This is a genomic window from Entomohabitans teleogrylli, assembly GCF_001484765.1.
In the GTDB taxonomy this organism is placed as follows: Bacteria; Pseudomonadota; Gammaproteobacteria; order Enterobacterales; family Enterobacteriaceae; genus Entomohabitans; species Entomohabitans teleogrylli.
On record NZ_LLXO01000032.1, the window covers coordinates 1 to 12213 of the forward strand.

20 protein-coding genes and 1 pseudogene are annotated in these 12213 nt (G+C 53.2%); 15 read left to right on the forward strand and 6 right to left on the reverse strand.

The genetic code is table 11. The features are described 5' to 3' along the window. The 3 genes from AQ981_RS26405 to AQ981_RS22750 all read right to left on the reverse strand — a co-directional run. A partial coding sequence (locus tag AQ981_RS26405; protein WP_121500721.1) for an Rpn family recombination-promoting nuclease/putative transposase occupies positions 1 to 222 on the reverse strand: 222 nt, incomplete at its 3' end. Between the two features lie 70 nt (positions 223 to 292). Beyond that, complete coding sequence (locus AQ981_RS28240) at positions 293 to 556, reverse strand: hypothetical protein (RefSeq protein ID WP_058914058.1); 264 nt, start codon at positions 554 to 556, stop codon at positions 293 to 295. A gap of 19 nt (positions 557 to 575) precedes the next feature. Next, positions 576 to 1196, reverse strand: a complete 621-nt coding sequence (locus AQ981_RS22750) for a recombinase family protein (protein ID WP_058914059.1) — start codon at positions 1194 to 1196, stop codon at positions 576 to 578. 1058 nt (positions 1197 to 2254) lie between these two features. Here AQ981_RS22750 and AQ981_RS22755 point away from each other — a divergent pair. Continuing rightward, on the forward strand, positions 2255 to 2875 hold the full coding sequence (locus AQ981_RS22755; protein WP_032743918.1) for a ParA family protein: 621 nt from the start codon (positions 2255 to 2257) through the stop codon (positions 2873 to 2875). A 49-nt stretch (positions 2876 to 2924) separates the two neighbouring features. Then, on the forward strand, positions 2925 to 3155 hold the full coding sequence (locus tag AQ981_RS22760) for a plasmid partition protein ParG (protein WP_032743917.1): 231 nt from the start codon (positions 2925 to 2927) through the stop codon (positions 3153 to 3155). Between the two features lie 42 nt (positions 3156 to 3197). Here the strand turns inward: AQ981_RS22760 and AQ981_RS22765 are convergent, their stop codons facing one another. The 3 genes from AQ981_RS22765 to umuD all read right to left on the reverse strand — a co-directional run bounded on the left by AQ981_RS22765 (position 3198) and on the right by umuD (position 5199). After that, entirely contained in the window at positions 3198 to 3398 is a 201-nt protein-coding gene (locus AQ981_RS22765) for a hypothetical protein (protein WP_058914060.1), read from the reverse strand. A gap of 101 nt (positions 3399 to 3499) precedes the next feature. Further along, positions 3500 to 4774, reverse strand: a complete 1275-nt coding sequence (locus AQ981_RS22770; protein WP_058914061.1) for a Y-family DNA polymerase — start codon at positions 4772 to 4774, stop codon at positions 3500 to 3502. Next, complete coding sequence (gene umuD / locus AQ981_RS22775) at positions 4774 to 5199, reverse strand: translesion error-prone DNA polymerase V autoproteolytic subunit (RefSeq protein ID WP_058914062.1); 426 nt, start codon at positions 5197 to 5199, stop codon at positions 4774 to 4776. Before umuD ends, AQ981_RS22770 begins: the two co-directional genes overlap by 1 nt. Before the next feature lie 207 nt (positions 5200 to 5406). Here umuD and AQ981_RS22780 point away from each other — a divergent pair, with 207 nt between their 5' ends. The 13 genes and pseudogenes from AQ981_RS22780 to AQ981_RS22835 all read left to right on the forward strand — a co-directional run bounded on the left by AQ981_RS22780 (position 5407) and on the right by AQ981_RS22835 (position 12186). Then, the gene (locus AQ981_RS22780; protein WP_058914113.1) at positions 5407 to 5637 is read left to right on the forward strand and encodes a hypothetical protein; all 231 of its coding nucleotides are present in this window, start codon (positions 5407 to 5409) and stop codon (positions 5635 to 5637) included. A gap of 109 nt (positions 5638 to 5746) precedes the next feature. Then, positions 5747 to 5916: pseudogene (locus AQ981_RS28245) on the forward strand (hypothetical protein); the annotation flags it as partial. A gap of 71 nt (positions 5917 to 5987) precedes the next feature. Then, the gene (locus tag AQ981_RS22785; RefSeq protein WP_058914063.1) at positions 5988 to 6689 is read left to right on the forward strand and encodes a DNA methylase; all 702 of its coding nucleotides are present in this window, start codon (positions 5988 to 5990) and stop codon (positions 6687 to 6689) included. After that, a complete protein-coding gene (locus AQ981_RS22790; RefSeq protein ID WP_049141634.1) occupies positions 6689 to 6910 on the forward strand; it encodes a hypothetical protein in 222 nt (73 codons plus the stop codon). Before AQ981_RS22785 ends, AQ981_RS22790 begins: the two co-directional genes overlap by 1 nt. Positions 6911 to 6954: 44 nt before the next feature. After that, positions 6955 to 7365, forward strand: a complete 411-nt coding sequence (locus AQ981_RS22795; RefSeq protein ID WP_058914064.1) for a DUF1380 family protein — start codon at positions 6955 to 6957, stop codon at positions 7363 to 7365. A 46-nt stretch (positions 7366 to 7411) separates the two neighbouring features. Further along, on the forward strand, positions 7412 to 8179 hold the full coding sequence (locus AQ981_RS22800; protein ID WP_058914114.1) for a cytochrome P450 family protein: 768 nt from the start codon (positions 7412 to 7414) through the stop codon (positions 8177 to 8179). A gap of 431 nt (positions 8180 to 8610) precedes the next feature. Then, positions 8611 to 9039: an antirestriction protein gene (locus AQ981_RS22805; RefSeq protein ID WP_058914065.1), complete on the forward strand. Its 429-nt coding sequence runs from the start codon at positions 8611 to 8613 to the stop codon at positions 9037 to 9039. A 44-nt stretch (positions 9040 to 9083) separates the two neighbouring features. Next, a complete protein-coding gene (locus AQ981_RS22810) occupies positions 9084 to 9590 on the forward strand; it encodes an antirestriction protein ArdA (RefSeq protein WP_058914115.1) in 507 nt (168 codons plus the stop codon). A gap of 42 nt (positions 9591 to 9632) precedes the next feature. Beyond that, positions 9633 to 9824: a hypothetical protein gene (locus tag AQ981_RS22815; protein ID WP_000761848.1), complete on the forward strand. Its 192-nt coding sequence runs from the start codon at positions 9633 to 9635 to the stop codon at positions 9822 to 9824. A 204-nt stretch (positions 9825 to 10028) separates the two neighbouring features. Then, entirely contained in the window at positions 10029 to 10292 is a 264-nt protein-coding gene (locus AQ981_RS22820; RefSeq protein ID WP_161969187.1) for a DNA polymerase III subunit theta, read from the forward strand. A gap of 23 nt (positions 10293 to 10315) precedes the next feature. Then, on the forward strand, positions 10316 to 10636 hold the full coding sequence (locus AQ981_RS22825; protein WP_058914067.1) for a hypothetical protein: 321 nt from the start codon (positions 10316 to 10318) through the stop codon (positions 10634 to 10636). A 710-nt stretch (positions 10637 to 11346) separates the two neighbouring features. Further along, positions 11347 to 11904 (forward strand): single-stranded DNA-binding protein, encoded by a 558-nt coding sequence (gene ssb, locus AQ981_RS22830; protein ID WP_058914068.1) that lies wholly within the window; start codon positions 11347 to 11349, stop codon positions 11902 to 11904. A 48-nt stretch (positions 11905 to 11952) separates the two neighbouring features. Beyond that, positions 11953 to 12186, forward strand: coding sequence for a DUF905 domain-containing protein (locus AQ981_RS22835; RefSeq protein ID WP_043519690.1), 234 nt, complete (start codon positions 11953 to 11955; stop codon positions 12184 to 12186). Positions 12187 to 12213 lie beyond the last annotated feature (27 nt).

The following is a 12213-nucleotide window of genomic DNA, read 5'->3' on the forward strand; positions in this document are numbered from 1 at the left end:
ACCACCGGTGGTTTTCAGGCTGTAGAGGACGTCGCTGAAATACTGGCGGAGATCATCCTCAACGAACGAGCCGGATTCCAGTTTCAGCGTGCTGAGATCGCAGACTGCTCGCAGCTCTGCAGGCAGGTGGATTTCCATGAAATCCCGGGCAATATCCGGTTGCGTCAGGAACTGCCTGAACGTGGCATCGTGAGGAGTGGGTGTGCTATTTTTCTTCTTCATCAGCCCTGGCTCTGAAAAATGACCCGCATATGCTATCACAGGCAGGAGCGGCACATAATGGCCAGGCCGCTCAGTCAATTATGCCGGACAACTCACGGTTGCGAACAGAGCGATCATAATCTTCTGCTTTCACGAAAATCCTGATATTCGAACAAATTAATTCATTCATTCCATCTTTACTGTCCGTTTTCACACATAATCCAGCCCAGAAAGGACCATTTGCAATGGCAGGATCTGTTGTGTCCGAAACGGAGTCGTAGAGTCGCGTTCCCAGAATAGTGAGTCCTGCAACGATTACCGTATAAATTACCAGGGTTAACGTTTTTGTTTGCACTTTACTTCCTTTGTAAAAGTTATTTATCAGCGCTGGAGCAGACCCGGATCACTGTCATTTTAGAAACGCCCGCCAGGCGAGCTGTTTCACGCAGTGATTTTCCGTGGGCCAGACGCAGAGTGCGTATCAATTCATGTTTCTGCGCATCGGCCACCCTGCCCCGGTATTTTCCTTCAGCTTTCGCCTTACTGATACCCTCTGACTGACGACGTCGACGGTCTTCGTAATCTTTTCGGGCAATAGCGGCGAGCATATCCAGCATCATGCCATTTACGGCCTTCAGCATGCTTCGGGTAAAGTCATCACTTACTGTGCTGGAGAGCGCCAGATGGCTGGTCGGTAGATCAAGACTGACGATGGCCAGCTGCTTATCAGTAATTTGCTTTCTGAGTGTCTCCCAGCCTGCATCATCCAGGCGGGTAAGCCTGTCGACCTGTTCTATGAGAATCACATCACCAGGTTCCGCATCACCAAGAAGCCTGATCAGTTCTGGGCGGTTCATTGTCGTACCGGAGACATTATCGATATACCAGCCAGCAATACGGTGGCCATTTTGGTTTGCAAATGCCTTCAGTGCATTTTTTGCCCGGCTGGCATCCTGCTCTGAAGTGGATGCCCGGAGGTAACCAAAAACGAACATATTTTGTCCTTCTGGTAACTTTTAAGTGGTCTTGCTTATTATGGTATCACTTATGTGGTAACAATAACATTCGCCGGTATTTTTTCGGGTGGTATATATAGAGCATACCCTAATGTTACATATTGGCGAGCGGTCTAGGATTGGTTAATAAAAAAGCCAGGGAATCCTGGCTCTTGGGTGAGCTGGTTGTTAGAAGAACCAGCGAATTAACTCTAAAAGCACAATGAGCGCTTTCAGAGCCTGGATGACTTTTGTAAGAGTCTCCATTTTCTCTCCTTTTCTGGAGAGTAGAACACCGAATGAACCCTTCCACTCTGTCATTCGGTTTTTAATCTTTAATGTCAGTTAAAGATAGTTCCACTCAGGTAATGGTACTGACTCAGCACCACCTGTTAGTCAGCCAGAGTCTAATCAATGTGTTAGCTGGCTCTTGTAAATCAGATTGATCAGAGTAAAGAGTGGGGGGTATCATTCAACCGTCAGTTAAAGATAGTTCCATTCCAGATCTGAGTACCAGCTTAGTTTTGGATGTAAAAAAGCCCGATCACCAGTCGGGCTTTTTTACATCTAAACCCGCCTGAAGCCTTATCATCCGCTGCCTTGACCCCAATTATGGGTTAATTTATTACTGTAACGCATTCCTAATAATCGCGATTTTATTGATTCAGAACAAAGTAAAAATGTCAGAGTACAAGTGAAGGGCGCTTGCGCTAAATGTAAATTTATACGATTAAAAAAAGATCATTTTTACTACTAACAGTTATTCTTGTTCTTAGTCATTCATCTGAACGAGCCCTTGAAACAGTCATCGTCTGGTCGCATTAAACCGTAAGCGGAGGAAGAACCCATAACCTAATGTTATCGTTTGAAGCGGTAGGCTATGAGATCTCAAACCTCAATATTTAGTTTTATACTCATTTGAGCTTTTGAGCTTTTGAGCTTTTGAGCTTTTGAGCTTTTGAGTTTATGTGTGTTTTTGCTTTTGCTCATATTAATATAATGGTAGACTCAAAAACTCATAGGAGTAATTGAGTAAAAACACAAGTGGGGTTATGAGTATGAAGGTTGTTTCTTTCCTTAATCCGAAGGGTGGCTCAGGTAAAACCACCGCAGTTATTAACGTTAGTACAGCAATGGCTCGTGCAGGATACAACATCGCCGTTGTGGATACAGATCCACAGATGAGTCTGACTAACTGGAGTAAATCAGGCAAAGCCGCATTTGATGTGTTCACTGCTGCGTCTGAGAAAGATGTTTATGGCATCAGGAAAGATCTTGCTGAATACGACTTCGCCATAGTTGATGGCGCCGGTTCGCTTTCTGTAATTACTTCTGCTGCAGTAATGGTCAGCGATTTAGTTATCATTCCGGTTACTCCAAGCCCACTTGATTTTTCCGCAGCGGGAAGCGTTGTCACAGTCCTTGAAGCTCAGGCATATAGCCGGAAAGTAGAAGCTCGTTTTCTCATAACTCGAAAAATCGAGCAGGCAACCATGCTAAATGTTTTAAAAGAAAGCATTAAAGACACTGGTGTCAAACCATTCCGAACGGCAATTACTCAACGCCAAATTTATGTTAAGTCAATTCTGGATGGTGACAGTGTATTTGAATCTAATGATGGGGCCGCTAAAGGTGAAGTGGAAATCCTTACAAAAGAAATAGTTAAAGTTTTTGAGTAATTACACTTTTACTTATAAACTCAAATGAGTAAATGAAAAGGGGGAGTCTATGGCTCTTGAAAAGGCCCATAGTGGTAGTAAAAAAATGACCTTTGGTGAGAATAGAGATCTTGAAAGAGTGGTCGCTACTCCAGCTTCATCAGGTAAGAGCAAGCGTGTTAACGTCAATTTTGATGAGGTGAAACATACCAGATTTAAAGCTGCTTGCGCGAGAAATGGAACTTCAATAACGGATGTGATTAGCAAGCTTGTAGATGACTGGCTTAAAGAAAATGAATAATTGAGATCTAAGCAGTGATAGAATTTCACTGCTTAAATGAAGTCAATGCCGGGTGATGCCGCTGACGTCTTGTTCGGGCAGTAAAGCGTGTCCAGGTGCGTTGAAAGTGATGGTGACAATCTTTCTGGTCAACCCTTCCTCTGAAATAGCATCATCCAGACTGACATCACGAATCAGCGGACTTTCCTCTTCTATATGTCGGGCGATATCCCGTAGCCAGTCTGCCAGTGTTTTTTTATCCATATCTTTCTGCTCCAGTCGAATGTTAGTTAGCATAAACATAACACACTGAAATCGTATGGTTTTAAATAAAAGTTTGTAAGCATATAATTAACATAATTGCTTCATTTCATACGAGCGACAGGCAAATCTGTCCACTTGGTTGTATAAGCCGGTGAAAGCATTTCACGCTTCATTTGCCATTCAGGGGCAATCCCCCGCCCCGCAAACCATACTTTCCCCAGACCGGAATGGTTGATGCCATCGAGAACCTTCATCAGTTCATCACTGCGTGCTCTGGGCTGTACGTCATCAAACAGATTCAGCTGAGAGACGCCGGTCGGGGAGAAATCGTTCAGCATGATGCCGGCTTTGGCATAGCGATGGCCGGAGACCCAAATCCTGTCCAGCGCTCTGACTGCAGCAGTAATAATGTCCCGGGTGTCCCGAGTGGGTGTCATCAGTTTCTCTGTTGCCAGATTGCCATAGTAGGGCTCGTTGATAGCGAACGGCGAAGTTTTAATGAAGGCCGAGATATGCCGACAGTACTGGTGCTCTCCGCGCAACTTCTCTGCTGCGCGTTCTGCATGCTGGCAGACGGCCTGGCGCATTGCCTCGTAAGTCGTGACGCGTTCTCCAAAAGAACGGCTGCAGACAATCTGCTGTTTTGGCGGGGGCGCTTCTTCCAGCGAGATACATGGCTCTCCGTTCAACTCCCGGACCGTTCTCTCCAGTACCACGTTGAAGTTTTTCCTGATGAATGTTGGGTTAGCGCGGGCCAGCTGCAGTGCTGTAGTGATCCCCATCATTCCCAGCTTTTTCGAAATTCTCCGGCCCACTCCCCAGATTTCTTCCACCGGCTGCAGTGAGAGCAGTTTCTCCGTCCTGCGGGGATTGCCTGCTGTTAACGCCAGTACGCCACCAAACTGCGGCCATTCTTTCGAGGCCCACTGGGCTGACTTAGCCAGCGTTTTGGTGGGGCCCATGCCCACGCCGATCGTCAGGCCAGTTCCGTTGCCAACATGGACGCGCAGCTGCCGGCCAAAGTCTTCAAAGTCTGTGCAGCGATCAATGCCGCGAATGTCCAGAAACATTTCATCGATTGAATACTGCTCAACCCGTGGCGCCAGCTCCTCCAGATGGGTCATGACTCTGTTCGACATAGAGGCGTACAGCTCATAGTTACTGGAAAATACGTACAGTTTCTCAGGAAACTGAGCATTTCTCAGCTGGAACCACGGTACCCCCATTTTGATACCCATCTGCTTTGCTTCTTTTGAGCGGGCTATCACGCAGCCATCATTGTTACTCAGAACGACAACCGGTTTACCGCGCAGGTCAGGTCGAAACACCTTCTCGCAGCTGGCATAGAATGAATTCACGTCAGCCAGGGCGAACATCAGTCTGTTCCCCGGGTTTTATGAATAAACGCGGTTACCACACCGAAAATTTGCAGCGTCTCCGGGTCCGGATGTATCGCAGGGTAGGCCGGGTTCATGGGCTGCAGTACAGGACGGGGCGTCAGCAGAAGCCGTTTGACGGTAAATTCCCCCTCCATTTCTGCGATGACGATATCACCGTGTTGCGGTTTTTCCGCCTTGTCGACGACCATCAGGTCGCCTGAGTTCAACCCTATATCCGTCATTGAGTTGCCGATAGCCCGCACAAAATAAGTGGATGCCCGATGCTTCACACAGTATTCGTTAAGGTCGAGTTCCGATTCTGTATAGTCAGCCGCCGGTGAAGGAAAGCCGGCCGCGCACCGTTCTGTAAATAACGGGAGTGGAAGGATTTGGGGGTCGGAGACTGCCGGGATAAACTTCACGATTCAATTCCTATTCACTGTGTTTATATACAGTAATTATTTTACTGCCATTACTTTTTTGCAAGACTGTTTACGCGGTCCCTGGCTAAACCTCTGCTGTGGTTGCGAAAAAAAATGACTGGCAGTAAAACGGATATCAGACATGTTCGGGGACCGATATACTGTAATATGCAGAAAACAAATGAATTTTTACCTGAGGAGGTCTTTATGTCGCCTGGATTCAGAAATGCTCTCCGCTTTGCCGGCGTCCCCGTCGACAGCAGCGAACCGGTACGCAGGCAGTACGGCAGTCGCATGATTGGTATTGTGACGGTATGTCTGCTCCCGCTCCTGGTGTTCGACGTCCCGCTGTGGGTTTTCGTGCTCTCCCAGGTTATCTGGGGCGCGGGCGTGTATATCGGCCTCTCCGTCGCCGGAGACAAATCCCGGAACCGCTAATATTCTGTCACTGATTGTACGAAAAAGCACAGGCGTGATGACGCCTGTCCTCCCCAGGTGCCGCTGAAAGTCTGCCGCACGCTGCCAGTGTCTCGCGTCAGGCCTGTTACGGGACGGGCGGCTTTTCCGCTCAGTCCCGGCGTCGTTGAGAGTGTACGCCAGTCCCTCGCCTTTTTAATGAACGCCCTTCAAGCCGCTTTCGCGGCATATCCTTGCCGTCAAAAAGACTGACGGCTGCGGTATTCCACGGTCGGCCTGACCCGTGACCTGACGCGATGAACAGGCAGCGTGCGGCAGGGAACGGTATCGCGGTGATGCCTCCTGCCCCCTCTGACTACAGGAGTGCTGCCATGTCCAGATTCATTCTCGGGAACTGTATTGATGTGATGCGCGGATTCCCCGACCGTGCCGTGGACCTTATTGTGACCGATCCGCCTTATTTAGTGGGGTTCAGGGACCGCTCCGGTCGCACGATTGCCGGAGATGTGACGGACGAATGGCTGCAACCGGCCACGCTGGAGATGTACCGCGTCCTCAAAAAAGACGCGTTAATGGTCAGCTTCTACGGCTGGAACCGGGTGGACCGCTTTATGGCCGCGTGGAAAGCAGCAGGGTTTTACGCCGTGGGCCAGCTTGTGTTCACCAAAACCTACGCCTCCAACCGTCGCAACGCGAAAGACCGACGCGGATTTGTGGATTACCGCCATGAAGGGGCTTATGTCCTTGCCAAAGGCCGTCCGGTGCCGCCCCTCAAACCGCTGCCGGACGTGATGCCTTTTCCGTATACCGGCAACCCGCTGCACCCAAACCAGAAACCGGTGGAGGCGCTACAGCCGCTGATTGAGTCATTCAGCGCCCCTGGCGCGATTGTCCTCGACCCGTTTGCCGGGAGTGCCTCGACCTGCGTCGCCGCATACCGCGCCGGACGTCGCTATATCGGCATTGAGCTGATGGAGCAGTACCACCGGGCCGGCACTGAACGACTGGCCGCCATGCGCCGTGCCGTCAACACCCCGGCGGCGAATGATGAATGGCTCCCGGAGGCGGCGTGATGAACTACGACGGACATGAAGCCCTGCGCCGCGATATGGCCGGGCTGGCGAACAACCTTTGCGACCTGAAAACCACTCTCAAAGTGCTGGAAGAAACGTATCACTACCGGCACGACGGACTGGCGGAGCGGCTTGCCGGTATCAGCCTGCGGCGTCTCAGTGTCCTGATGGATGAGGCGTTCAATATTGCCCTGATGCTCGACGAAAGCTTTCTGGACTGACAACCGGGGGCGGAACTACCCCACTGAATCACGGAGACAACACCATGCTGTATGGCACCCGTAAAGAACTGAACAAAAAACTTAAACGCATGTTTGGGAACGAAGAACGCTACGCCCTGCTGGTCTGGACGAAAGAAGACGTGATGGCCCTGGCCGGGAACATGACGGAGGCCGAGGCTCACACCCTGCTTGAGCTTATCGGCCGCACGGGAACGGGGGAGCACACCGAAGAAGGCGTGTCATTCCGCACCGTGCAGGCGCTGTACGCCGGGATTCGCCCGAGCATTCCCCGCGTGAGCGTCCCCGTCGATACGCTGTATCGCATCACGGACATTGCCGCACAGGCGATTAACGGAGAAGACGAGTATTCGCCGTCGCTGACGGTAGATCACTACCCGAGTGTCGCTGACGCTCAGGCAGAAATCGCCTGGCTGAAACGTGAACTGGCCGCCTGACCCGTCCGCCCCGCTGAACGGCGGGGCATTCACCGAAGGAAAAAACATGAGAAACGACACACTCAACGCGCTGATACTCCGCCACGGCGACCGGATGCTACAGGATGCTGGGTGGCCGCCTTGCGTGGATATGATGCAAATCGCGCCTGAAACCATGCCCGGCTGGTCAGTCGCCACCGGCTCGCTCGATGCCGCGCAAATTCTGGCGCTGGTCACGCACCTTTGCCAGCCGCTGACATATGGCCGGGCCGGGCTGCTGACAGCCAGCGCCCGGCGGCTGGCGGGAACCCCGGCGCGGCTGTATCTGTACCCGGCAAAGGGCTTTATGCCCCCGGAAAAACTGGCGGACGTCCAGACACTTCATCTGCCTTATGCACAGGAATGGCTGACGGCGGCAGAATGTGACGATCTGCTGGCTTTCCTGAAAGCCTCCCTCACGCAGATAGCGGAAATCGTCAGGCTGGATGCGCACCGCCTTGCCGCTGCGCTGAAACCGTCCGTCACGCCGCGACTGCTGGACAGGCGGTTTGGTGACTGGCGCGTACTGGCTGACGAGTACGAGCATGAAAACTGGCTGGATGAAAACGACACGGACGTACTGGATGCCGTCCTTGACGCGGTTCTGGTGCGCGGAGCAAGGTTCTGCCCCATCCTGCTCACCGTGGTCAATGAACGACGGGAGGAAATCGAAGCCGCAGGCGTTATCACCGATATGCTGCATTTTCCCGGCGACCCGGCCCGCCGCTGGCTTGATCGCCGTGTACTGCGTGAGGTGGTGAGTGAAGCCCGGGCGACGCCCGCACAAACTGAATGATGATGGCGGGGGAAGAAAAATCACTTCCCCCCACTGACTGGCGCGGGATGACCGTATGCGATAAGGATGTCACCGTGCCGGCTCCGCATTCACCCGGCCCGGCCTCCGGGCCTTTTGGGTGAAAACCCGCCTCTGTTATCCCTGTGTCGTGTGCGGGCTGTGCCGTGCCTTCACTTTAGCCCGGCCGCTGCAGATGCAAGGGTTCGCTGACGCCGCCATCCTCGCCCGGTCGCAGTGTTTTTTTATGAGGCTCGCCGCTCTTCCCGTCGTTTTCTCGCTCAAATTTCGCTCCAAAACCGTCCAGACCGGCTTCGCGCTTTATCTGCGCTGCGGCCTCCGGTGTCGCCCCTGCATCTTCCGCTTTCCGCCGGGCTGTCGTGTCGGCACGGCACCGCCCGGTGTCGCAGTCCATGTGATTACGGAGGTATACCATGCAGTATGTGACAACACGCCCTGTCCTGAATGTTGAAGAGTCCGACCGCCTGTCCTTCATGCCGTACATGTTCGGTGCGGATTTTATGCTCGCTGAATTGCAGGTGTATGCGCTGGCGAAAAAATGGATGCCCGAATATGACGGCGGGTTCTGGCATTACATCCGGCTGCCAGAGGGCGGCGGTTACATGATGCCGGATTGTAGCCGGGTTCATCTTGTCAACAGTGAAAACTGGTTCGACCGCATTGTGAGCGCTGACGCGGCGGGCATTATTCTGACATCGCTGGTCATTAACCGTCGTCTGGCGGCAAATCATGACAGCGGCAACCCGGCCCTGACTCACCTTTACATGCTGCGTGATGCCCAGCTCTGGAATCACATTACCTTCCACCCGGAATGCAACGCCATTTACGCCGCGCTGGACTGATTAACGACCGGGGCGGCCATGCCGCCCCGCAGGGAGACGAAAAAATGAATTCATCCATCACCACTCCGGCGGTCTACGTGGGTACGTATCACCAGTACAACTGCGGCAGCATTTTCGGCAAATGGTTTGATTTAACCGATTTCGACGACGAAGACGCGTTTTATGACGCCTGCCGGACGCTGCACGCCGGCGAGGAAGATCCAGAACTGATGTTTCAGGATATCGAGGGCATTCCGTCACAGTTTGCCTCTGAATCCTCTGTTACCTGGGCGTTTATTGAGGCTTTCCGGCAGGCACAGGACGACGGGCGCGCCGCCGCGTTTGTGGCCTGGGCGGAGTATACCGGTGAGTGTGACTATGACGCCTTTGATGACGCGTATTACGGCGAAGCGGACAGCGAGGAGGATTTCGCATATGGCTTTGTGGAGGATAACGGCCTGTTAAACGAGGTGCCCGAATCATTGCGCGTCTATTTCGATTATGAAGCATACGCGCGTGATTTATTCAGTTGTGATTATTTATTCAATAACGGTTATGTCTTCAGAAACTGAATAATGTCCGGCGGGGAAGCCCGCCGGTTAAGGAAAATACGTATGAAACTTGCACCACAAAGCCGTGAGATCCTGCGCCAGTACAAAGCCCTGATTAATGCCCGCCGCCGTGATGCCGGGCAGCGGGAACTGACCACCGCCCAGGTGATGGATGAAATTTGTTACTACATGACGTGTCAGTGTGCCGTGTACATCGGCGGTCATTTCATCCTTCAGGGCGGTAAAGGCCAGTAAACAGGATGGCAGGCGCGGGAGGAGGGCGCCTGTCAGCCCGCGCGCAAAACCCGGGCAGGCTGCGCCTGCCGGAGAGAGACGTCGCCGCGCCTCCGGCGCCGCGCATTCTCCTCTCCTGTCTTTCTTCCCCATTATCCGTCGATGAAGTCTGTAAATGCGCGTAGTATCCACAGTATCTTTCTGTAAACCTGACCGGTGATGCATATGTCAAAATGGAATATCGCCTCATTCTCAAAAGAAGAGCAGGACAAAGTATCAGTCGATAAAGCGGCCGCCGCTGTTGCCTGGCAGGAACGGATGAACAAGCCTGTTGTCCACGAACTCGTTGAGCGGGAACAGCCTGAACATCTGCGCGCATATTTCCGTGAACGGCTACGTGTGCATCGAATCAACAGTCAGCAGCTGCCGCGCGCAAATGCGCCTGAATACCAGAAGCCGGAAGACGGTGTCAGTGAGAGTAAGCCTTAATTTTTTCCCAGGGAGGGACTGCTATGCGTATGTCTGTTATGTATGGTGCCGTTGCGCTGTTAACCGGTATTAATCTTTTTTATATCCCTTTCCTGCCAGTTCAGGCGTTATGGGGGGCTGGCCTGTCAGTCGCTTTTATCGTGCTGAATATTCTCGCCGATAGATTGCGCCTCTGGAGTGGCGTGCCCTGGACGATTGCTGCCGGTGTCATCGTCGCTTTTATGCTTAACGGTGCAGAACCCGATGAAGAAAACCGGGTACTCATCAGTACATTCGCCTGTCTCGCCTCAGCATGGTATGCCGGGATTCAGTTCAGAAAAGAGAAGAGCGAGTCTCTGTCCTGACCGGGACTATTTCTGCCGCTGCCGCTGCCGCTGCCTCTTGCTGTTGCTGCTATTGTTGATGCTGATGGTCTTGCTCTTGCTGCTGCTCTTCCTTTTACTGTTCCTCTTCCTCACTTTATTTTCACTCAATCTGCCTCCGGGCCACCTTCGGCTCCCGACCGCTGCGCGTCCGGTCGTCGAGCCACACTCCGCTAACCGCGAAAGGACGCGCTAAGCTCCGCCGAACCCGCCAGGCGGTTTCGGGCCTGCCGGCTAGTGTCTGATGTCTGACGTCAACGGCAGGCTTGCAGCATCCTTGTCAGGATGCGCCGCCCCTTTTACGCGCCGTCACCTGCGCTTACTGCACCCCGGCAAACTGACGCCGGGCTGTAAGGCGCAACGCCGTTTTCGCTGCCGCTTCTCCGACGTTGCGGCGGGTTCCTGCTCTTTCCTTACCTGGTGCCGTTTCACCCCTTTGAGTCCTTTCGCCGGGGCTGAGACAAGCACAGTCGCTGTCAGCTGTCCAGGGTAAATGGCACGCGGTAAACCGCGCCCCGGACATCCGCCATCGCCCGCGCTGGTTTACGCCCTTGCGGCGAGGTTCTCAAACGGATGAAGGAAGTTACCCGAGGAATAAAACAGCAGGTCCCCGCAAACGTCAAAACCGCGGCTCCGTAACTCAACGGATGACGGGTTTTTAAAAGCAAAACAAAAGATTAAGGAGATTCATCATGGCAGCACGTGGGATTAACAAAGTCATTCTGGTCGGGCATCTGGGGCAGGACCCCGAGGTGCGTTACATGCCCAACGGCGGCGCAGTGGCAAACCTGACGCTGGCCACGTCCGAAACATGGCGTGATAAGCAGAGTGGGGAACTGCGCGAAAACACCGAATGGCACCGTGTTGTCATGTTCGGCAAGCTCGCGGAAGTGGCTGGCGAATACCTGCGTAAAGGCGCGCAGGTCTACATCGAGGGCCAGATGCGCACCCGTAGCTGGCAGGACGATACCGGCGCCACGCGCTATGTCACCGAGGTGCTGGTCGGGCAGAACGGCACCATGCAGATGCTCGGCGGTCGTCGTGGAACTGGTGAGCCTGAGAGCGCCGCACCGCAGCAACCCGCGCAGCCGCAGGATCCTGCTGCCCCGGCACAACCTGCTGACGCTCCGGCTAAATCCCCGAAAGCGAAGGGCGGTAAAAAAGGGCGTCAGAGCGCTGCTCCGTCTCAGCTTCCTCCCCAGCCGTTCCCGGACGATTACCCGCTGACCGATGAGGATGTGCCCTTTTAAACCATGATGAACACGCCCCGTTCAGGCGGGGTAGAAAAAGGAGAAAACATGAGCATTTATAACGCCGGACCGTTACCGGATGACACCTTCACCAGAGCACAGGCTGAAGCGGTGGTTGCACAGTTTGAAAATGTCGCCATCGAAGACGATCAGATTTCGCATTTTCGCCTGGTCGTTCGTCATAACGGCGAAATGGTGTGGCGTGCATGGAATTTTGAAGCGGATGCCGGGAAATGGCTCAACCGTTACATCGAACGCTATGGCATCCGTAAAACGAAGTAAGCCGTAAGAGGTGCCGGACAGTACGGG

Bases quoted from the DNA above. Each gene is read 5' to 3' on its own strand.
- AQ981_RS22750 (WP_058914059.1), bottom strand. From the start codon at position 1,196: ATGTTCGTTTTTGGTTACCTCCGGGCATCCACTTCAGAGCAGGATGCC.
- AQ981_RS22755 (WP_032743918.1), top strand. From the start codon at position 2,255: ATGAAGGTTGTTTCTTTCCTTAATCCGAAGGGTGGCTCAGGTAAAACC.
- AQ981_RS22760 (WP_032743917.1), top strand. From the start codon at position 2,925: ATGGCTCTTGAAAAGGCCCATAGTGGTAGTAAAAAAATGACCTTTGGT.
- AQ981_RS22765 (WP_058914060.1), bottom strand. From the start codon at position 3,398: ATGGATAAAAAAACACTGGCAGACTGGCTACGGGATATCGCCCGACAT.
- AQ981_RS22770 (WP_058914061.1), bottom strand. From the start codon at position 4,774: ATGTTCGCCCTGGCTGACGTGAATTCATTCTATGCCAGCTGCGAGAAG.
- AQ981_RS22780 (WP_058914113.1), top strand. From the start codon at position 5,407: ATGTCGCCTGGATTCAGAAATGCTCTCCGCTTTGCCGGCGTCCCCGTC.
- AQ981_RS22785 (WP_058914063.1), top strand. From the start codon at position 5,988: ATGTCCAGATTCATTCTCGGGAACTGTATTGATGTGATGCGCGGATTC.
- AQ981_RS22790 (WP_049141634.1), top strand. From the start codon at position 6,689: ATGAACTACGACGGACATGAAGCCCTGCGCCGCGATATGGCCGGGCTG.
- AQ981_RS22795 (WP_058914064.1), top strand. From the start codon at position 6,955: ATGCTGTATGGCACCCGTAAAGAACTGAACAAAAAACTTAAACGCATG.
- AQ981_RS22800 (WP_058914114.1), top strand. From the start codon at position 7,412: ATGAGAAACGACACACTCAACGCGCTGATACTCCGCCACGGCGACCGG.
- AQ981_RS22805 (WP_058914065.1), top strand. From the start codon at position 8,611: ATGCAGTATGTGACAACACGCCCTGTCCTGAATGTTGAAGAGTCCGAC.
- AQ981_RS22810 (WP_058914115.1), top strand. From the start codon at position 9,084: ATGAATTCATCCATCACCACTCCGGCGGTCTACGTGGGTACGTATCAC.
- AQ981_RS22815 (WP_000761848.1), top strand. From the start codon at position 9,633: ATGAAACTTGCACCACAAAGCCGTGAGATCCTGCGCCAGTACAAAGCC.
- AQ981_RS22820 (WP_161969187.1), top strand. From the start codon at position 10,029: ATGTCAAAATGGAATATCGCCTCATTCTCAAAAGAAGAGCAGGACAAA.
- AQ981_RS22825 (WP_058914067.1), top strand. From the start codon at position 10,316: ATGCGTATGTCTGTTATGTATGGTGCCGTTGCGCTGTTAACCGGTATT.
- ssb (WP_058914068.1), top strand. From the start codon at position 11,347: ATGGCAGCACGTGGGATTAACAAAGTCATTCTGGTCGGGCATCTGGGG.
- AQ981_RS22835 (WP_043519690.1), top strand. From the start codon at position 11,953: ATGAGCATTTATAACGCCGGACCGTTACCGGATGACACCTTCACCAGA.